Raw genomic sequence first — 20,246 nt, forward strand, 5'->3', positions numbered from 1 at the left:
TGTATAGAGCAAATCTCCGACCGACAGCAAGCGTTGGCAAGGGATGGCGGTCGCCTTTCGGCTATCGGGGCTGAGGAACGATGCGCAGATAAGGCTTGAGCGCCTTCCATCCGTCCGGGAAGCGGGTCTTTGCTTCCTCGTCGGAGACCGAGGGTACGATGATCACGTCCTCGCCCGGTTTCCAGTTGACCGGCGTCGCCACCTTGTACTTCGCCGTGAGCTGGATCGAGTCCAGCACCCGCAGGACCTCATCGAAGTTGCGGCCGGTACTCATCGGGTAGGTGAGCATCAGCTTGATCTTCCTGTCCGGCCCGATCACGAACACCGAGCGCACCGTCAGGTTGTCCTGCGCCGTGCGCTCCTGGGCGCTGCCGCTGGCGTTGGGGTGGATCATGTCGTAAAGCTTGGCCACCTTGAGGTCCGGGTCGCCGATCAGCGGGTAATTGATGCGATGCCCCTGCGTCTCCTCGATATCCTTCGACCAGCGGTCGTGGTCGCGGACGCTGTCCACGCTCAGGCCGATGATCTTGGTGTTGCGCTTGTCGAATTCCTCCTTGAGTCCCGCCATATACCCGAGTTCCGTGGTGCAGACGGGGGTGAAGTCCTTCGGATGCGAGAACAGGATTGCCCACCCGTCCCCGATCCACTCATGAAACCGGATCGTTCCCTGCGTCGTTTCCGCTGTGAAGTCCGGTGCGTCGTCGCCTAATCGCAATGCCATGGAACACCCCCATGCATTAGTGGCTCCCTGTCCTTCCCGTTCTCCTGTTGTTCGTCCGTGCCCGCCCAGAGTCCGGTCGATACGTAGCGTTCGCCGGTATCCGGCAGCACCGTGGCAATACAGCGCGAGCGATCCTCGAGCGCGACCCGGCATGCGATGTGCACCAGAGCGCCCGCGGACGGGCCGACGAACAGGCCGGCCTTGGCCAGCCTCCGGCACATCGGGATCGCATCCTCCATGCGCACCGGCAGACGACGGTCGATCAGGCTCTCGTCGAGGATCGCCGGCACCATGTCGCCCGGATGGCCGAGCGGCTTGAGACCCTCGATGCCGGGGAATTCGTCGGGAATCGCCGCGATCACGACCGTTGCAGGATGCGCTTCCTTCAGCCGGCGCGCGACGCCCGTGAGCGTGCCGCCGGTGCCGATGCCGGCAACGAACGCATCCGGCGGCCTGCCGGTGCTCGCCATGACGCCCCGCAGCAGTTCCGGCCCGGTGGTGTCGTAATGTGCGCGCCAGTTCTCAGGGTTCGAATACTGGTCGCAGTACCAGTAGCGCTCGGGGTGCGCGCGGGCGAGGCGGCGGGCCTCGGCAACCGCAAAGTCGTAGCCTTCGAGCGGATCGGTGAGGATCAATTCAGCGCCGCTGGCGCGGATGCGGTCGAGGCGTTCGCGGCTGGCATTGCCCGGCACGACGAGCGTGACCGGCACGCCAAGGGCCGCGCCGTACAGCGCGTACGAGATGCCCGCGTTGCCGGACGACGAATCGAGCAGTCGCCGGCCGGCGTCTAGTCGGCCGGTTTGCAGGGCCTTCATGAGCATGCGCACGACCGGTCGGTCCTTGATCGATCCGCCGGGATTGACTCCTTCGAGCGTGGCGAACACGCGGCAACCCGGCGCCTGCTCACGTACGGCGTGGATCTCGACCAGCGGGACGCGACCGACGCTGGAGAGCAGGGCGGATTCGCGGATCGGGATCGCTACCATTTCCGTCTTTCCTTGCGGCGCGCTTATACCGCCGTCGCGCAGAACGCTTCGTAGTCGACGTAGCCGGGGAATGCACGCCCTTCGGCGCACAGCTCGCAATCCGGCCTTGCGGATAGCCGATACTCGTCGAACCGGGCGCGTAAGGCGTCGTAATGCAGCAGCCGCCCGACCAGCGGATCGCCCAGACCAAGCAGGAGCTTGATCGTCTCGACCGCTTCGAGCAGCCCCACGACGCCCGGTAGTACGCCGAGTACGCCTGCGTCGGCGCACGAGGGCGCGAATTCGGCGGGCGGTGGTTCGGGATAGAGGCAGCGATAGCAGGGGCCGCGACGGGCCGGGCAGCGCGGCCAGAAAACCGTCACCTGGCCCTCGAAGCGGTACACCGAGCCATGCACGCACGGAATCTGCAGGCGAACGCAGGCATCGTTGACGAGGTAGCGGGTAGGAAAGTTGTCCGAGCCGTCGACCACCACCTCGTAGCCTTCCAGAATGCGCTCCACGTTGGCCGAACTGAGGCGTTCCGCGTAGGTTGCGATCTTGACCGCGGGATTGAGACCCTGCAGCGTGCGGCGCGCGGAGTCGACCTTGGGCTGGCCGATGCGCTCGTCGTTGTGGAGGATCTGCCGCTGCAGGTTGGAGCGATCGACGATGTCGTGATCGACGATACCGAGGGTGCCGACACCGGCCGCCGCGAGGTACAGGGCCGCCGGAGACCCAAGACCGCCGGCGCCGACCAGCAGTACGCGGCTGTCCAGCAGCCGTCGCTGCCCGGCTTCCCCGACTTCCGGCATCGCCAGATGCCGCGCATAGCGCTCGCGTGCGTGCGCATCGAGGCCGCGCGGGGTCTCGAAGGGCAGGCCTTCCGCCTTCCAGCGGGAGAAACCGCCCGCCACCGATGCGACCTTGCGATAACCGAGCCGCTTCAAGCCTTCGGCAGCGAACAGCGAGCGCACTCCGCCGCCACACATCACGAGCAGCGCGCGCTCCGTATCCGGGATGGCTTCCTCCACGCGCAGTTCGAGAAAACCGCGGCCGATACGGACTGCGTCGCGGGGACTGCCCTGCGCGATCTCATCCGCCTCGCGCACGTCGATCAGCGCCGCCCCTTGCGCTTGCAAAGCAAAGGCTTCGCGCGGATCGATCTCCGGTATGCTCGCTTTCAATTCCGCGATCCGCCGCTCGCGTGCGCCGCCGGCCCCGCCGGCGACCGCAGGAACGATCGCGAGCACGGCGCCGTCACGAGGCAGGGGCGCCGCGAGTCCACCCAGGTCGCGCACGTTGTCCGATCCGACGTAGATGTTCACGAAGGGGCGCAGCGATCCGTCCTCCGCGCATACGCGTGGCAGCAGTCCTTCGTGGCGATGGGCCAAGGCCTGCAGCGCATCGCCGACCGTGGCGGCCTCGACCTCCACTTCGTCGGCGCCGCCGGTGTACGAGCGCAACGGCGTCGGAATGCGAACGATGACACGGCTCATGACAACACCTCCTCTTCGCCGAACGTTTCGCCCTCGAGCCGCCACGAGCGCAACTCGGTGGCCACGCCGGCCTTCACCGAGACGATCGGATAGGACCAACCGGCCCACGCGAATTCCCGATCCGTATCCGAGGGGCGGGGCGGATGGTCGGGATGGGAATGCCACACGCCGACCACCTGCAGTCCGCTGGCGGCAGCCGCGTATTCGGCATCGAGATAGTCCTGCGGCTCGATCAGGAACCGGTCCGCCGTGCGCTCAGGGTGAATGTTGCGGGCGGCGCGGACCGCGCACACGGTCACGGCATCGCCATCCTGCCGCCCCAGCAGGAGTCCGCACACCTCGTCGGGGTAGCCCGTCTGCGCCGCGGCTAGGATCGTGTCGCGCAAAGGGGGAGGCAGTCGCAAGGTCGCCATGGCGGAGCCCTCGTTACGGAATTCAATAACCGACTAAATTCGTCTACTTTGGAATGCGATCGGGTCGCCGGAGTTCGCGGCGCGGCCACCCCGGGAACAAATTTCGTTCGGACTGGCGTTCCTGTCGTGGCGCGTTGCAGCCGCACGCCCGTGATCTATATCTGAATCATGGACGGCTCCGCCGGACCCGACGGGGCGCACGGCAGGACATCGGAGATGAAGCTAGGAAGGTGGCTGTGGCCGGGGCTGATCCTCGTCGGCGTCGCCCTTGGTGGCCAGTCCGATGGGCGCGGACAGCCTGGCCATCGGCAGGTCGCCGGCTTGCCGCCAGGGTTCGACGCCGGGGCGCCCACGGAGCCGTATGCGGGACCGCATCCTTCACGGCTCGAACGACCCGCCGAAACCTTCCGTTTCCCGATCATGCTCGGGCAGATAGGCCCGAGCGAGCCCTTGTTCGCCGGACCGAAGCAATATCCCTTCATCTGCGACACCGCCAGTTCGGGCTTGGGTCCGCCGCTGGCGGACAATTTCGCGGGGATCGGCACACCGACCGACTTCGCCGCTGCCGCCAACGGGGAGAAGCGCACGTCAGGGGCGTTCAGCAAGGACTGCCTCGCGCCCACGAAGGCCTGGTACTTCTACAAGCCTGTGGGCGGGGAACACTTTGCGCGCTGGAATGGGGAGACGGAGGAGGTCGAAACGGTCACCGTCAATGGCGCCCCCGTGCCCTTCATAATCCGTGTCGAGATGGGCACGATCAACCGCTTCATCTACCTCATCGCGGCGCTCAAGGGCGCGCGCGAACTCATCGACGCCCCGGCCGCCGACCGCTGGAACCGCCGTTTGATCTACCAGTTTTACGGCGGCGTCGGAATCGGTCATCGACAGGGCAGGGCGAGCGTGAAGGCTGTCCTCGACGATCGCCGCGAGCAGCTTGCACAGGGCTACGCGGTCGTTGCATCGACCGGAACCACCAGCCGCAACCACTTCGACATCTGGCTCGCGGAGGACACCGCGCTGCGCGTCAAGCGGCAGTTCGTCGCGCTGTACGGCGAGCCCGATTACACGGTGGGCGTTGGCGCTTCAGGCGGCGCGATCCAGCAATATCTGCTCGCGCAGAACCGCCCCGGCCTCATCGATGCGGCCATCGCCCAATACTCCTACCCGGACATGATCACGCAGACGATTCCGGTGTTCGACTGCGAATTGCTCGAGTACTACTTCGACGTTACCGACAGGGACAACCGCACCTGGCGCAAGGCCGAGAAGCGTAGATGGATAGAAGGTTTCAACGCCAGCAATCGCCATGAAAGCTCGGGCGGGCTGATGCGGATCCAGGTCACGACCAGGGTCGCCTTCATGATGCGCGGGGAATCCGTACCCGACCGCAAGGGCGAAACGGAGTGCGTGGTCGGCTGGCGAGGCCTCACGCCGTTGGTCCTGAATCCACGGTTTGCGCACTTCGAATCGCATCTGACGCGGGACGTTTTCGAGCAGGTACGCTGGAGTTACTTCGAGGACCTCAAACGCTTCTTCGGTACCGATGCGCGGGGATATGCGCGCATTCCGTGGGACAACGTGGGTGTGCAGTACGGCCTCCGTGCGCTGCAGCGCAGACAGATAGATCCGACGCAGTTTCTGCGCCTGAACGCGACGATAGGCAGCTGGAAGTCACCTGCGGACATGCAGCCCGAACACTACTGGCTGATCGACGGCGGCGAGAGCGAACTGCGCGACTTTTCTCCGTGGAGCGCCCATAACATGAACGTCGGCAGAAACCACGAGAAACCGGCGCCGCGCTTTGCCGGCGACCTCGAAGCGATCGCGGCGGCCTACCACTCGGGCCAGGTTTTCCTCGGCCGCATCGACATCCCCGTCATCGACGAGCGCCTGTACCTTGAGGCCGAGCTCGACATGCATCACGCTGCCGCATCGTTTTCCGCTCGTGCGCGGATGATCGCCGCTCAGGGCGACGCCGGGAACCAGGCGATCTGGGTGAGCGACAAGGCTTACGATCCGACACCCAAGGCCTTCACCGCGATCGATCAGTGGCTGCGTGCAAAACGCGCGCGTTCCCAGCTTTCGTGGGCGGAAGCTCGCCCGGAGACCGCCAGCGACCGCTGTTTCGACGCGGGCGGCCGGATCATGTACAAGGGTGACCATGTGTGGGACGGCGACTGGAACCAGCTCCCGACGGGCGCGTGCATGCGCGTCTATCCGATCTACGCCAACTCCCGCATGGTCGCGGGCGAAGGGATCAGCGGTGACCGCTTCAAGTGCGCGCTGCAAAGCGTGTCGTCCGCGCTCGACCGTGGCGTGTACAAGCCCGTGGACATGCAGCCGTACAAGGCACAACTCGAGCGGATTTTTCCCAACGGCGTGTGCGATTATCGCCAGCCCGACCAGGGACGTCCGGTTGTTGTGATGGGCGACAAGGCGGTGAGATAGGTTCGTTAGCGGCAACGAAGACTTGGCCGGGTCCGTGTCACAGCCGTCGACCGGCGATCCAGTGGCGCATCGTAAACCGCCATAATTGGTATTATGTAAACCACGACGGATAAGACGAACGGTGGTAATATACGAACCATATACACAACGTACATGAGCAAGTGGACAGAATTCAACGGTTTAAGGGGCCAAATCTGGACGCAATTTGCCGACTCCGTCGGAATGTCTGTGAGTTCGCGAAGTTGTGTCGTGCGATCTTGGGCTGCAGAATATTTTCGAAGTCTTGTCGCCGCGCAGCGATTCTCATCTAGCAAGCTTTCGGGACGGTACAGTACCCGACGCTGCAGCCGGCGACGTGGGCTTCGGCTTTCGCGCGTTGGGCTTCGCGCCGGGGCGTGCATCGCCCAGTTCTGGCGCGGGCCGCACTTGCTGCGCCATAGTCTTGATCTTCTCTTCACGGAGCTTCAACTCGCGCCGCAGGAGCGCAGCCTCGGTTGTTCGCTGTGAAAGCTGCCCGCGCAGCGCGTCGATCTGTGCGATGTGCTGCCCCGCGACCTCCTGCATCTTGATGAGACTGCCTTCTGCGGCTCCCAGGTTTTGACGGATGTCTCCCAACTCGCGTTGGAGGGCACCGAGTTCGTCGCGCTGCCGTTGAACGAGATCCGCATTCGCCAGCTGCATTTGAGTCAGTTCCTTCTGCATCTTCGCCGTGGTCGTGCGCTCGCGGTCGATTTCCAGTAGCGCACGTTTCTCGGCCGCTTCGTAGCGATCCTCCGCACGCCGCAAGGCAGCGTGCAGCTTTTCGAGCTCGGACGCAAAGTCCTTGCGTGCCGCGGACAATTCCACTTCGAGCGCCTGGTGCTGTTGCCGTGCTGACGAAAGCTCCCGGGCAAGCGCCTCCTTTTCTGCGCGCTCCGCTGCCACAGCGCGTTCCAGTGAAAGGTTGCGCTCCGAAGCCCCATCCAGCGCCTCGTGCAGATGCTCGAGCTCGTCGTTGGCAGCCTGCCAGTCGTGCTCGAGGCGCCGCGTTGCAGCCTCGGCCGCGACGACGCGAGCCTCGGCCTCCTGTCGAAAGGCGCTCAGATCTTCATGTGCAGCCGCTTGGGCATCGTTCCATAGCCGGCCGACCAATTCCCCGGCCGCCGCTTTCAGTGTGTCGGGAAGGTCAGGGTGTTCGATGCGGACCCGGCTCTTCTCTCGCAACTCCTCCCAGAAACGCGCCAAGGCTTCCGCCGGCGCAGACATGCTCCCTTTTCTGACGAAATGATAGAGCTTGTTGGCGGTCGGCGTGATGCCGTAGCGGAAGAACAATAGCGCGCAAGCCTCTCGATACAGCTCTTGAGTGTTCGCCGTCGTGTCGCGCAGCGCGTCGATGGCCTCACGGATTTCGCTTTCAATGTTCATGGCTGCGACTGGGCTCCACAGGACAAACGGCGATGTTTGACGGGAATTTTATAACTAATACAACGTAAAACGTAGTAAATCGTACGCTCGGCGCCTAAGATTTGACATTATGACTCTAATGTCGAAAAATTGCGGCACGTTCACGGTTAAGAAATAATGAGTACTGGGATCGCTCCGAGGATACGCAAAATGGCTGATTCCCTCTTGGTTCCCGGCCCATTCGAGGGCCTTCGGCTTCCATCGGATCTGGACGGCAGTCACGGCCACAATCGTGCCGTCGGCAAGGTTGCCCAGATTGCGGCAGCCAACGACCTGCAGGCCATTCAAGCGTGGCTCGCGCGCTTTGCCGACACGCGCACGACCTTCGATAACTACCGCAAGGAAGCCGAGCGGCTGTATCTCTGGGCGGTGTTTCAGCTCGGACGGCCGATCTCATCGCTCACGCACGAGGACTTCCTCGTGTACCAGCGGTTTCTTTCCGATCCGCAGCCGCGCGACAAGTGGGTGGCCGGCGCCGGTCGGAAGCACCCGCGAGGGGATCCGCGCTGGCGTCCGTTCTACGGACCACTGTCCCCGTCGAGCCAGCGGCAAGCAATGGTGATCCTCAACGTGATGTTCGCGTGGCTCGTGCAGGCCGGCTACCTGGCCGGCAACCCGCTGTCGTTGTCGCGACACCGCACCCGGCGGCCGAAGCCACGCATTACGCGCTACCTCGACGCCGATCTCTGGCAGGAGGTGAAAGCCTATATCGAGGGGCTGCCGTGCGAGACCGATCGGCAGCGGGCGCACTATTTTCGAATTCGGTGGCTCTTCACCCTCCTCTACTTGGGCGGGCTGCGGATTTCCGAAGTCGGCTCCAACACCATGGGCGCCTTCTTCTGCCGGCGCGATCGCGACGGCGAGGAGCGTTGGTGGCTGGAAGTGCTCGGCAAGGGCGAGAAGGAACGATTGGTGCCGGCCACCAACGAGATGATCGTGGAACTCGCCCGGTACCGCCGTGAATGTGGGCTTGCGCCCTACCCCACGCCCGCCGAAGACACGCCGCTCGTGCTTCCCATTGGCAAATCACGGGAACCGCTCACCCGAGCCGCGCTGCACGCGATCGTGAAAAAGGTCTTCGACGGCGCAGCGTCCCGGCTACGGCAACGTGGCGAGGGATATGCCGCTCGAGCCGATCAACTCGAGCGGGCCTCCGCTCACTGGCTACGGCACACCGCTGGTTCGCATATGGCTGATCAGCAGATTGACCTGCGCTCGATCCGCGACAATTTGGGGCATGAATCGCTGAAGACCACCAGCCAGTACTTGCACACAGATGATGATGTTCGTCACAAGGAGACGGAACAAAAGCATCGGATCGGTTGGTAGACACCGATTGGCCCGACGCTCCCCGCCCAGCTCAATATTCATACAGGCCGCCGGGTGTGCGGCATTGCTGACGACGCTGAAATGGTCAGCAGCGCGATTCAAACGATCCTTCGTCGATCACCACTCAACTGGAGGTCTTGGTGGATTTCATGGAGGGGGCTTACCCGATCTGTGCAGTCACGAGGACTGAAGTCTGCAGCAGATGTTGCTTAGAGGACGATTTCCGCGGAGTGCTGCAGCACGGTCGATATGCCTGATACATTGCTGCAGCGGCATGGATAGTTGAATCGCCCCGGGTTTGATGGAGGCTCTAACTCTTGAGAAGATAGAGCCATGAAGAAGTCCGTGAAGTTCTCCCCCGAAGTCCGTGAGCGTGCGGTGCGCATGGTTGCCGAGTGTCGCGGCGATCATCCGTCGCAGTGGGCAGCCGTTGAATCCATCGCCGCCAAGATTAGTTGCACGCCGCAGACGTTGCTGACCTGGGTGCGTCAGCACGAACGGGATAGCGGACAGCGCGAGGGACCTACCACGGCCGATCAGAAACGCGTCAAGGAACTGGAGCGCGAGGTCCGTGAGTTGCGCAAAGCCAATGAGATTCTGAAGCTTGCCAGCGCGTTTTTCGCCCAGGCGGAGCTCGACCGCCGATTCAAGTCCTGAGAGCCTTCGTCGACGCGCATCGCGATGCCTTCGGGGTCGAGCCGATCTGCAGGCAATTGCAGATCGCCCCATCCGGCTACCGGCGCCATGTCGCGCTGCTGCGCAATCCTGAACGACGCAGTCAGAGAGTGCAGCGCGACGAGATGTTGATGCCCGAGATCGAGCGCGTCTGGCAAGCCAACCTGCAGGTTTATGGTGCCGACAAGGTCTGGCGGCAACTGAACCGGGAAGGTGTCGCGGTAGCCCGCTGCACGGTCGAGCGACTTATGCGCCGTCATGGGCTGCGTGGTGTCGTACGAGGCAAGGTCGTGCGCACCACGATCAGCGACAGCAAGGCGGCGTGTCCGCTGGATCGGGTCAATCGGCAGTTCAAGGCCGACCGCCCCAACCAGTTGTGGGTCTCGGACTTCACTTATGTCTCGACCTGGCAAGGCTGGCTGTATGTGGCCTTCGTCATCGATGTCTTTGCCCGACGCATCGTGGGCTGGCGTGTGAGCAGTTCCATGCACACGGACTTCGTGCTCGATGCCCTGGAGCAGGCGCTGTACGCCCGCCAGCCAAGTCCCGAAGAAGCCCTGATCCACCACTCCGACAGAGGCTCGCAGTACGTCTCGATCCGCTACAGCGAGCGCCTGGCCGAAGCAGGTATAGAGCCGTCCGTCGGCAGCAAGGGCGACAGCTATGACAATGCTCTGGCAGAGACGATCAATGGTTTGTACAAGGCAGAGATGATCCACCGGCGAGCACCCTGGAAAACCAAGGAATCCGTGGAGCTGGCAACGCTGGAATGGGTGTCCTGGTTTAACCACCACCGGCTGCTCGAACCCATCGGGTATATCCCGCCCGCAGAAGCTGAGGCAAACTACTACAGGCAACTCGCCCGTCAGACCGCCATCGCGGCCTGACTTAAACCAACCGGCCTCCACGGAACCCGGGGCGATTCAAGTTCCCTTGAGATCGCAGTTTGGAGACAATGTCGGGACTATGGCAACTGGCGACCAACTCAAGGCCCTACTTCGCTCCCACTTGGAGGGAGACGAGCGGCATTTTTTTTCCGTGGCGATGCAGATGGCGGCCCACGAAGCGAAGCAGGGTCACGGGAAGCTGGCTGAGGAGTTGCGCGAGCTTATCGATGCGGCAAAGCAGCGTCGAGCCGAGGCAGTGCCAGGTCGAGGTGCCGTTCCCATCGCTAGGCCTAAGGGCGAGCTCGCATCGCTTCTGCACGTGTCCTATCCGGCACGGAAGCTTGCCGATATGGTGCTCGCGCAGGAAGTAGCGGAAGCGCTCCAGCAAGTTCTCAAGGAGCAGCGTCACCAAGGGAAGCTGCGCAGCCACGGCCTCCAGCCACGCCGCAAGCTCTTGCTCGTGGGTCCGTCGGGGACGGGGAAGACCATGACCGCGGCGGCTCTCGCAGGAGAACTGAGCATCCCTCTGTTCGTTGTCCGTTTAGATGCTCTTATCACGAAGTTCATGGGCGAAACGGCCGCCAAACTTAGGCAGGTGTTCGATGCCGTCAGCGAAACCCGGGGCGTGTACTTCTTCGATGAATTCGATGCGATCGGCAGTCAGCGGGGACTAGCCAACGATGTGGGAGAAATCCGCCGGATCCTCAACAGTTTCTTGCTGATGATCGAACAGGATGAGTCGAACAGTGTGATCGTCGCCGCAACCAATCATCCGGACATCCTCGATCAAGCGCTGTTCCGCCGATTTGACGACGTGATCGAGTACCACGTGCCTACTGACAGCGAAGCCAAGGACCTCCTGCGTAATCGCCTCAGCCGCTACATGGCGAAGACCACTGACTGGGGCAGCTTAGCCATCGCTGCTCAAGGCCTGAGCCACGCGGACATTACGCGGGCGATGGAAGACGCCATCAAGGAAAGCGTGATGCACGACCGCGAGACGGTCAGCGGCCAGGAACTACTGGGCCTGTTGCAGCAACGCCAGGTGATGCGGCAAAGGGCGCTGCAGACAAACAAAGAATAATCTCCAGGTTTTCGCATGGCTGATCAGCCGATCCACAGGCCTCATTTCGTCCTTCTTAACACAAGCAAGACCGAACCCTACGCGTCACCGGGACGCGCAGGGCCGAAACCGCCCGTTCCACCCCAAGACCGAATCCAGCACGCGGCAGTGCTCCGTGAGCAGCTTCAGGAGGTGGCGGCAGCGCAGGGATCGCTCGTCGCACAGCAAAAGGATGCCAACCTCGAAGTTGGCGTCGGAATCCAGGTCGAATTCGAGAGTTTCGACAGCGTAAGGCTGGCGACCGAAAGCTTAGCGCGCGACCGTAGCGGCATCGAACTGATGAACGTGCGAAAGCGTGAAGAAAAGGTATTCGCCACGGTTTTCGTCCCGGATGGAAAGCTCGTTCACTTCGAGCACATCCTGACCGCGTATGCAGAACAAGAGACACAATCCGGTCAGCCCAAGAACCAGCCCTTGGTCGACGCGATCCAGACGGTCCGCGCTGCAACTTTCGAGTCTCTCTGGACTGACGCACCTGAAGCACTTCCGGCGGATATGGAGCAGCCCATCTGGTGGGAGGCCTGGCTTCCCGCCGGAGAGCACCGCCTACGCACGATTGATGAATTCAGGCGAATCGCCGAACTCTCAGGCATGCAGACGCGGGATCAAGCCGTGCACTTTCCGGAGCGATCTGTAGTCCTCATGTATGGCTCTCAGGCGCTTATTCTCAGCTCCCCGTTGCTACTGAACGCAATCGCCGAGCTGAGACGCGCGAAGGACACAGCGGAGTTCTTCGATTCGTTGCCAGTCGAAGATCAAGACGGTTGGGTGGATGAACTGCTAACCCGGGTTACGCCCGGTGCATCGTTGCCGATTTGCGTCACGCTACTGGACACCGGGGTCAATATCGGCCATCCGCTCCTCACGCCCCACGCTCACACCACCGACCTCTACTCGATCAGCGAAGCGTGGGCTACCGACGACACCAACGGTCATGGAACACAGCTGGCCGGCCTCGTGATGTACGGTGATTTGGCGCGTGCGCTCGAATCCAACCATGCTCTCGAGATTTCGCACGGCCTTGAGTCGGTGAAGGTACTGCGCCATACCGGCGATAACCAAGGCGAGGTATTCGGTAGCCTAACGGGAGCAGCAGTGATGCTCCCAGAGGAAGCAAACAATGACCGCACTCGTGTATTCGCGATGGCAATCACGGCAAGAGATGGTCGCGATCGAGGCCGTCCATCGTCGTGGTCAGCTGCGGTGGACCGGTTGGCGTGTGACTACGACAATCAGGGCGAAAAGCCTCGGTTGTTCGTGATCGCCGCCGGCAACAGCAACAACGATTCGTGGGGCGACTATCCGGCCAGCTTGTCAACCGACAGCATTCGAGATCCAGGGCAAGCGTGGAATGCACTCACTGTTGGTGCCTACACGCAGCTGACCGACATTACCGACAAAGATGCTGAGGATTATAGAGCCGTCGCTGAAGTAGGTGCGCTAAGTCCGTACACGACGACCTCAGCGACATGGCCCCGAGAGTGGCCTTGGAAACCCGATGTGGTCTTTGAAGGCGGGAACGTAGGCAAGGATTCCGAAGCCTTCTGCAGCACGTTTGTCAGCCTGTCGTTGCTGACGACGCATCACCAGCCAACCGAGCGGCTCTTCTGGACCACCTGGGCAACCAGTGCGGCAACCGCGCTCGGAGCAAACTTCGCTGCGAAGTTGTGGGCGTCTTACCCTCAATTCTGGCCGGAGACAGTCCGGGCTATGATCGTCCACTCTGCCCGGTGGACGGATGCGATGCTGACGGAGTACCTCCCTAACGGCAGGTCGCAGCAGGCTCTGACCAGCCTGTTGCGGCACTGCGGCTACGGCGTCCCCAGCCTTGAGCGCGCACTTTGGAGCGCAGCCAACTCGTTGAACCTGATTGTCCAGGATTCACTCCAGCCCTATGAGAAAACGAGCAGTGGCATCAAGACTCGGGACATGCACCTGCATGACCTGCCGTGGCCACAGGATTCGCTCTTGGCGCTTGGCAACACGCAAGTGACTCTGCGTGTAACGCTGTCGTATTTTATTGAGCCGAATCCTGGGGAGCGTGGTAACACGGACAAGTACGCATACCAGTCGCACGCCTTGCGATTCGCGGTGCGCCGCCCGCTCGAAACTGAGGCCCAGTTCCGCGCCCGAATTAATCTGCGTGCTCAAGAAGAAGAGGCTGGGCTACCTGGATCCAGCGCAGGCGACGGCGGCTGGTTCCTCGGTCGACTTCGAGCTCGTGGCTCGATCCTCAGTGATAGCTGGACTGGAAGTGCGGCGGAACTGGCCAATCGCGGTCAATTGGCCGTCTTCCCGGCAATGGGTTGGTGGCGCAATCGTCCGGCGGTTGGCCGTTTCGACCGGACGGCTCGCTATGCGCTGGTGGTGTCCATCGAAGCACCGACGGTGGAACAGGACCTCTACGCAGTGGTCGAGCACCTGATCGCACAAACCCAGATTGCAGCCGCTGTTGCCACGTAATTGGCTGGAGCCTTCGTTCAGCCCCAACGGCCGCTGGGTGGCCGGCGCGGCAAGCAGACTACGGCCGCTCGCTCGCCGGGAGCTGAACGGCCGTCCCAGCCGACGACCAGAAGTCGGGGTTGCTCCCCTGCCCTTCTTCGCTTGACATTATCCCCCAGGGTCGGCAACCGTACCGGTCGTTCGGCCGAGAGCCAAGCAAACGTTCAAAACGTCTTGTCAAGCGACATGGAGATTTGCCCCCTGACACTTCATGCATGGGCGCATGCAACGGATAGGCGCGCCGGCAATCCGCGCTTGAACACGTTACGTGGCTCCAAGAGACCTTGAGAATTCGTTAAACGGATGCCATTCCATGTAGCCGGGCTTCGGAAATTCTTACGGAGCGCAAACTACGGGCCAACGACGGCTTCCACATGTTCCTTTGTGGCGGGTCGAGTGCCAGCAACGGATTAGCTCCCCTTCCAGGTGTAACGCACGCCGATCCACGCGCTGCGCGGCGTGCCGGGGGCGACGAACCGTTCATGGCGCCATTCGCCGGGATCCGCGGCAAACGCGTTGCCCGCGCCGACGAAAGGATTCTCCGCCAGCGCACCGGCGGTCACGTAGCGCTTGTCGAAGAGGTTGTCGATGCGGCCGAACAGGGTCCAGCCGCGCGCGAACCGGTAGTCGGCACTCACATTGACGACGGCATATCCGGGAAGCTTCCCGCGGCCTCCGAACTCGCCGTCGGGTTCATGGCGGTTGTTCTCGTTCCCGCGCACATATTGGCCGGAGTATGCGAGGAGGTCGGCCCCGAGGCGAAGGGCGTCGCCGGCGCGCCAGTCGAGACCGAGCTTCAGGCTGTGCCGTGGCAGTCCCGGAAGCCGGTCGCCGCGCGAAACGCGGATTTCGTCGTCGGGACAGCCGTCACCCTCCGTGCTGTTGTTCTCGGCGAGGATGCAGGCGGAGGACTGGAAGGTGGCCTCGAGGTAGCTGTAGTTCACCCGCCAGTCGAGGGCGCCTCTTTCCCCGGTCAGGCCCAGTTCGATGCCCTGGCGGCGGGTGCGCCCGAAATTGGTGAAATAGCCGAGGCTGCCGCCCGTGCCGACGAAGAGGATGTCGTCGCGGTTGGTGCTGCGGAAGGCGCTTGCGTTCCACTGCACGTTTCCGGCGAGCTTGCCACGCACCCCGAGCTCGAAGGTCCGGGTGACGACCTGATCGAGGAAAGGGTCAGCGGCCATCGCATTGGGCAGGCTGCAGGCATTCTCGGGATCCGCACAGCCCAGTTCGATCGGCGTCGGCGCGCGGTTGCCCTGGGAGAAGCCGCCGAAGACGGTAACAGCCGGCGCGGCTTGCCAAGTGAGGCCCAGCGCGGGGTTGAGCTTGTGATAGGTGAAGTCGCCGTTGAGGGTGTCGCCCATGCGGTCCCGGTTGATGACCCTGGTGCGATTGAAACGCAGCGAGCCGGTCATATGCACGGAGGGGGCCAGCATGACGGTGTCGGTGGCATGGACGCTGATGGTTCGGGTGCGGCCGAGCAGGCTGTTCACCTGATCCTCGTCCTCTGCCGCGGCGATGCCGCGGCTCCCGGTGAGTTCGCCGCCCTGCTCACTCTGGCGGAAGCCGGCACGGCTGCGGTCGTGGGACACGCCGACGGCGAACTGGTGCGCACCGGCGATGCGGCTCCACTGAAGAGCCAGCCCCGCGGCGTTCTGGTCGGTGCGGGTGCGGTTGAGCGCACCGCTTTCCGGGCCGTCGCCGGCGGTGAAGCCGGCATCGGCCCATTCCTCGAACTCGTTCTCATACTCGTCGTTGCCGTCGCCGTTGAGCGTGCGGGTGCGGGTGCGCCGCGCGTAGATCGTGCCGGAGATCTGGTCGTTGTCGTTCAGCCAATGGCTCCCGGAGAGCGCCAACAACGTGCTCCGGTTCTTCGTCTGGTCCGGATGGGTGAAGATCGCCTCACGCCGCTGGCGCTGCATGCTCTCCGGCACCAGACCGTTGCCGATCAGGTCGGTGCTGGCGTGAGCGAGGGTCAGCGCGACATCCGTCCCCCACTTGGTCCATGCGAGCTTGCCGAACAGCTGGCCGACCTCCGACGGAGAACGGTCGCGCCATCCGTCCTCCTTCATCCCCTCGGCAGCGACAAACCAGGAGAGTTCGTCGCGCTTGCCGCCGTGCTCCACGGATCCGCCGCGGCGATTAAAGGAACCACCGTACAGCTCCATCGCGCCGCCCGGGTGAGTGTCGCCGCGCTTGGTCTGGATTGCCAGCGCGCCCCCGAGGGTGTTCAGTCCGTAAAGCGGGTTGGAGCCGGGCACGAGCGTCATCGTCGCGATCGCCGCCTGGGGGATCAGATCCCAATTGACCACATCGCCGAACGGCTCGTTGACGCGCACGCCGTCGAGGAACACGGAGAGGCCTTGGGGTGTTCCGAGCAGCGGCGAGGCGGAAAAGCCACGGTAATTGACATCGGCCTGGTAGGGGTTGCCCTGGATCTCGTTGACATTGACGCTGGGCAGCCTGCGCTGCAGGTCCTCGGCCAGTGACACACCGCCCGCCTCGCGCAGTTGCCGGCTGTTCAAGGTCTGGACATTGGCGGGGACCTGTTCTCTTGGAAGGCCGATACCGGGTAGCGGCGTGGTGCCGACGACCTCCACCGGCGCGAGCTCGACCGTCTCGGCGGCCGCGACCGTCGTGACAGGTCCCAGGGAAGCGATCAGGATCGCGAGTGCTTTGCGGATCGGTGGCCGGCGGTCGGGCTGCATGATAGTCCTCGTAGTCTGCTGGTATCCGTCGGTGGGTCGCCTGTGCCGTGGTCCCGCCGGCTGCACGTCGCAGCGTACGCAGGCCGCGCCTTGCCTTCCATAGGAAAAATTCCCGATTTTCTCGATGCGCCTCCTATCGGGCCGACGTGATACTCCCCCCATGGAACTGACCTACGTACTGTTGCGCCGCGCAGCGGCGATTTCGCTTGCCTGTCTGCTCTGCGTCCTGCTGCTCGCGGTGTGGCAGGCGCGATCGGACGTGCGTCGGGAGGGGCTGGGCGCAGGGCAGCTTGCGCAGCTGAGCAGCCAGCTCGCCGCTTTGCAGAACGTTGCGGAAAGCGGGCTCCAGGAGAAGATCGGGGCCCTGCGCGAGGTGGGGCATTTGCGCCACCTCGACTTCCGGCTCGAAGATGCGGGCAGCGGGGAACTACTGGCGCAGTCGAAGGCGGAGGAGTTGCCGCCGCTCGCGATGCGACCCTTCCTGTGGCTGCTGAACCTCTTTGCGCGCCCGCATGCCGCGGAGGAGTCGTCCTGGCATCTCGAGCGTGCGGATGGCCGCAGCTTTCGCGTCACGCTGACCACGAATCCGTTCAGCGAGCAAAGAGAGGCATTCGACGACATCGTCGGCGTCACCGGTGTCCTGCTCCTCTATAGCCTGTGCCTGCTGGTGGCCCTGTACTGGGCGGTCCGTCATGCCTTCGCACCGCTGCGCCGCATTCTGGACACCATTGACGCATTCGAACGCCAGGACTATCGCGCACGGCTGCCGGCGATGCGTATCCGCGAAATGGATGTGATCGCGCGTGCGCTCAACCACTTGGCAGCGGCACTGGGCGAGATACAGGAGGAGCGACGCCTGCTCAGCCTGAAGCTGCTGACCCTGCAGGAGGACGAGCGCAGTCACATCGCCCGCGAACTGCATGACGAACTCGGCCAGTCGCTCACCGCGATGCGTGCGGACGCGACCTATCTGCTGCGGCGGACCGCTCAGCAGCCGGAACTGCACGCTGTCGTCGCGGAACTGGAGCAGCAATGCGCCCGTGTCCAGCAGGACATCCGCAACCTGCTGGGCTGGCTCGGCAAGCCGAACGATGCAACGAACCGCGGGCCGATTCCGATCGACGAGCTCGTCGAGGCCTTGGTCGAGAGCTGGCGTAACCGTCCGGGCCAAACGATCGAATACCGGCTGACGGTCGACCTCGGCGACATCGATATCCCGCAAGCTCTGGCACTGACCCTGTACCGCATGACCCAGGAGGCGCTGACCAACGTGGCCCGCCACGCCGACGCCAAGACGGCGGCAGTCCGCCTCGTCGCCCGCCCCGGGCGGGCCATCGAGTGGTCAGTATGTGACGACGGCGTCGGCATCGGCTCGTACAACGAGGCATTGCAGCAGGGCAACGGCTTGGCCGGCATTCGTGAGCGGGTCTGGGCACATGGTGGCGAACTGGAAATGCTGGATCGGGGGCCAACGGGCGCGGCGCCGGGGCTGCGTCTGGTCGCATGCTTTCCTTGCCCGGAAGCGGAACGCGCTTCAGGCGCCCCTAGCATGCGCAACGACGAACTGGAGGCCAACTGAATGACCTGCCTGCGCGTGGCAATCGCCGACGATCACGCCGTGGTGCGCACCGGCTTTAGACGGTTGTTGGAACTCGAGCCGAATGTCACCGTGGTGGCGGAATTTGGCGACTGCGAAACGGCATACACGTGGCTGTGCGCCAATCACGCCGATATTCTTGTTCTCGATCTTTCCATGCCCGGCCGCGGCGGCCTCGAAACGTTGCGGCGACTGAAAGCCAGAGTGCCAACGCTGAAAATCCTCGTCTTCAGCATGCATGGCGCGCCGGCAATGGTCAGTCAGGCGATGCAGGCGGGAGCCGACGGCTATTTGACCAAGAGCAGCGCGCCGGACGCGTTGATCTCGGCAGTGCTGGACCTCGGCGCGGGCGGGCACCCGTTGTCGCAGGAGGCCGCACACGCCTTGAACGAAGCCGGGAACGACAGCCAGGCGCCCCATTTGGTGCTGTCGCCACGGGAATTCCAGGTATTCACCCTGCTCGCACAGGGGCTGGCGGTAGACGAGATCGCCGGGCGGCTGTGTGTCAGCGGCAAGACCGTGGCCAATTATCAGACAGCTATCCGGCAGAAAACCGGTCTGGGCAACGCGCTGGAGATGTTTCGCTACGCGCGAACCCACGCATTGCTCGAGTGAGCCGAAATGCGCCTGCCCTCCACCCCTTATCGATTGGCTCGGCGGACTCCGGGCCAGCCCCTTTCTGGTAGATTACGGGACTGCGACGGACTCGTCCGCCGAAGAGAGCACGTCGGACCGTCTGTCACCATTACGCGCGACAAGAGCGCAGGAAAAGCAACTTCGCATTATGCGAAGAGTGAATGCACTCATCATCGACGCCACCCAGGACGCACGGCGGAGGACGACGCCGGCCAAGTGTGTGGCGACTGTCCGCTGTTCGAAGGTGCATCAAGGTCCGGTTGTGGCCGAGGCTGTATATTAACGGTTGACGATGCGCCAGCTGTCGGGCCGCTTCCACGCGGCCCTTGGCAACCCAAGTCATTCGATGACGACGAGGCGACGCTGTTGAGGTCGTAAAATGGGCCTGCTTCAGACTCTCATCGCCACCATCGGCGCCTCGTTTCCCATCAGCTTCATCACCGGCGTCAGGTTGTACGCCAGAACGTGCAGACTCGTCTCCGTTCTGACGCGTTCGAGCTCCCTGGTCAGGAAATGGGTTGCGCCCATCTAGGCCTTGAGGGTGCCAAAGGGGTGTTCGACGGTCCGACGGCGGATCCGTATGCTGTCAGGCGCGTCATCGAGCCGCGCCTGCATGACCTCCAGCTCTTCCTCATGCAATTCGCGATGGCCACCTGCTTTCATGGAGCGGCCTCCCCGCACAGGAAACATACGCCACCCCGATCAACCCGACTACGTTTCGGATTGAAGTGTCTGCAGGGCGCGGTGCCATTCATTTTGGCGCGTCCATGCCGAAATCATTTTCCGGCGTTGCGGGCGCGGGCACCGCCATGCACGCCGTGCACATGCCCACCCTCGTTACTCGCTCCCTGGCGCGGGGGCTGTGACAGCTCGTTCAGGATGCCGCAGTGGGCTGCGTCCCGCGCGTCGTGACACCTTTCGCGCAAGCTCCGGAGTTGCCGCTCCAGCGCGCGAAGTTCGCGGATACGTGCCGCGACATGGCCGATGTGCGCGTCGAGCAACGTGTTCACGTCGCCACAGTTCTCGCCCGGCGCATCCTTGAAGCGCAGCAGGATGCGAACCTCGTCCAATGCCATATCCAGCGATCGGCAATGGCGGATAAACGACAAGCGCTCCACGTGACTCGCGTCGTAAATGCGGAAATTTCCTTCCGTACGCGCCTGGGCAGCCAGCAACCCTTCGCGCTCGTAGTAGCGGATGGTCTCTACCGGGGTGCCGGTGACTCTTCCCAGTTCACCGATTTTCATCTTGCATTTCCCTCCACGCGGGGACAAATGTCGTGCCTGCATTCTAGGTGCTTGACTCT

14 protein-coding genes, 1 pseudogene and 1 other annotated feature are annotated in these 20,246 nt (G+C 63.2%); of the genes and pseudogenes, 7 read left to right on the forward strand and 8 right to left on the reverse strand.

What is annotated here, in order from left to right; genetic code table 11:
- Positions 1-61: 61 nt before the first annotated feature.
- The 4 genes from U5817_RS11480 to U5817_RS11495 are packed head-to-tail and all read right to left on the reverse strand — an operon-like array spanning position 62 to position 3,595.
- On the reverse strand, positions 62-721 hold the full coding sequence (locus tag U5817_RS11480) for a peroxiredoxin (protein WP_407280844.1): 660 nt from the start codon (positions 719-721) through the stop codon (positions 62-64).
- A complete protein-coding gene (locus U5817_RS11485) occupies positions 706-1,707 on the reverse strand; it encodes a PLP-dependent cysteine synthase family protein (protein WP_407280845.1) in 1,002 nt (333 codons plus the stop codon). Before U5817_RS11485 ends, U5817_RS11480 begins: the two co-directional genes overlap by 16 nt.
- Before the next feature lie 23 nt (positions 1,708-1,730).
- A complete protein-coding gene (gene moeB / locus U5817_RS11490; protein ID WP_407280846.1) occupies positions 1,731-3,182 on the reverse strand; it encodes a molybdopterin-synthase adenylyltransferase MoeB in 1,452 nt (483 codons plus the stop codon).
- A complete protein-coding gene (locus U5817_RS11495; protein ID WP_407280847.1) occupies positions 3,179-3,595 on the reverse strand; it encodes a M67 family metallopeptidase in 417 nt (138 codons plus the stop codon). The genes moeB and U5817_RS11495 overlap by 4 nt, the downstream gene beginning before the upstream one ends.
- A gap of 216 nt (positions 3,596-3,811) precedes the next feature.
- Here U5817_RS11495 and U5817_RS11500 point away from each other — a divergent pair, with 216 nt between their 5' ends.
- Entirely contained in the window at positions 3,812-6,043 is a 2,232-nt protein-coding gene (locus U5817_RS11500) for a DUF6351 family protein (RefSeq protein WP_407280848.1), read from the forward strand.
- 303 nt (positions 6,044-6,346) lie between these two features.
- On the opposite strand, the gene U5817_RS11505 is transcribed toward U5817_RS11500, so the two are convergent.
- Complete coding sequence (locus tag U5817_RS11505; RefSeq protein ID WP_407280850.1) at positions 6,347-7,447, reverse strand: DNA-binding protein; 1,101 nt, start codon at positions 7,445-7,447, stop codon at positions 6,347-6,349.
- Positions 7,448-7,636: 189 nt separating this feature from the next.
- Between U5817_RS11505 and U5817_RS11510 the strand changes: the two genes are divergently transcribed.
- The 4 genes from U5817_RS11510 (at position 7,637) to U5817_RS11525 (ending at position 13,963) form a co-directional block, all read left to right on the forward strand.
- On the forward strand, positions 7,637-8,815 hold the full coding sequence (locus U5817_RS11510; RefSeq protein ID WP_191659116.1) for a tyrosine-type recombinase/integrase: 1,179 nt from the start codon (positions 7,637-7,639) through the stop codon (positions 8,813-8,815).
- Between the two features lie 333 nt (positions 8,816-9,148).
- A protein-coding gene (locus tag U5817_RS11515; protein ID WP_407280852.1) for an IS3 family transposase occupies positions 9,149-10,377 on the forward strand; the annotation gives its coding sequence in 2 pieces (ribosomal slippage) (positions 9,149-9,437 and positions 9,437-10,377; 1,230 coding nt in all).
- Positions 9,427-9,543 (forward strand) — a sequence feature (AL1L pseudoknot). (Overlaps the previous gene by 117 nt.)
- 163 nt (positions 10,378-10,540) lie before the next feature.
- On the forward strand, positions 10,541-11,461 hold the full coding sequence (locus tag U5817_RS11520; RefSeq protein ID WP_407280854.1) for an AAA family ATPase: 921 nt from the start codon (positions 10,541-10,543) through the stop codon (positions 11,459-11,461).
- 147 nt (positions 11,462-11,608) lie between these two features.
- A complete protein-coding gene (locus tag U5817_RS11525; RefSeq protein ID WP_407280855.1) occupies positions 11,609-13,963 on the forward strand; it encodes a S8 family peptidase in 2,355 nt (784 codons plus the stop codon).
- Between the two features lie 449 nt (positions 13,964-14,412).
- Here U5817_RS11525 and U5817_RS11530 read toward each other — a convergent pair whose 3' ends face one another.
- On the reverse strand, positions 14,413-16,707 hold the full coding sequence (locus tag U5817_RS11530) for a TonB-dependent receptor (protein ID WP_018992707.1): 2,295 nt from the start codon (positions 16,705-16,707) through the stop codon (positions 14,413-14,415).
- Between the two features lie 160 nt (positions 16,708-16,867).
- On the opposite strand from U5817_RS11530, the gene U5817_RS11535 reads away from it, so the two are divergent.
- Positions 16,868-18,286, forward strand: coding sequence for a sensor histidine kinase (locus U5817_RS11535; protein ID WP_018992706.1), 1,419 nt, complete (start codon positions 16,868-16,870; stop codon positions 18,284-18,286).
- The gene (locus tag U5817_RS11540; protein ID WP_018992705.1) at positions 18,287-18,919 is read left to right on the forward strand and encodes a response regulator transcription factor; all 633 of its coding nucleotides are present in this window, start codon (positions 18,287-18,289) and stop codon (positions 18,917-18,919) included. It abuts the gene before it with no gap.
- Between the two features lie 411 nt (positions 18,920-19,330).
- Here U5817_RS11540 and U5817_RS11545 read toward each other — a convergent pair.
- Positions 19,331-19,576 (reverse strand): annotated as a pseudogene (locus tag U5817_RS11545) (transposase); the annotation flags it as partial.
- Between the two features lie 140 nt (positions 19,577-19,716).
- Positions 19,717-20,187, reverse strand: coding sequence for a Cd(II)/Pb(II)-responsive transcriptional regulator (gene cadR, locus U5817_RS11550; RefSeq protein ID WP_018992702.1), 471 nt, complete (start codon positions 20,185-20,187; stop codon positions 19,717-19,719).
- Between the last annotated feature and the right edge of the window lie 59 nt (positions 20,188-20,246).

This window comes from Aromatoleum evansii (assembly GCF_045689615.1).
Taxonomy (GTDB): Bacteria; Pseudomonadota; Gammaproteobacteria; order Burkholderiales; family Rhodocyclaceae; genus Aromatoleum; species Aromatoleum evansii.